At 57.0% G+C, this 286-nt stretch carries 1 protein-coding gene; it reads right to left on the bottom strand.

Annotated elements, in window-relative coordinates; translation table 11 throughout:
- A partial coding sequence (locus J4G32_RS21195) for a uroporphyrinogen-III synthase (RefSeq protein WP_210497688.1) occupies positions 1-286 on the bottom strand: 286 nt, incomplete at both ends.

Here is a 286-nt window from a genome sequence, read left to right as displayed (position 1 = left end):
GAGCTGTCAGGGTTTCGCCCAGCAGTTCGCGGCCGCCATTGCCACGCAAAATCAGCGCGCGTTTGCCCGCAATATTTTGTAATTCAGGTAATTGTAGCAAGGCTTCGCTGATTTCCCGATCCAATGGATAACGAATATCGAACCCGCTAACGGTATGAAGGGCGAGCGCCGTGGTGCGGCCAATCGCGAAATAGCGCGGCGACGCAGGCCAGTTTCGACCATCCCGCTGGAGCTGGGCGTGAGCAAAGGCGACGGCGTGCTGTGAAAGGGCAAAAACCAGATCGTT

The sequence above is a fragment of the Microvirga antarctica genome (assembly GCF_017921815.1).
Taxonomy (GTDB): domain Bacteria; phylum Pseudomonadota; class Alphaproteobacteria; order Rhizobiales; family Beijerinckiaceae; genus Microvirga; species Microvirga antarctica.
This window is presented reverse-complemented; position numbering and strand designations above follow the sequence as displayed.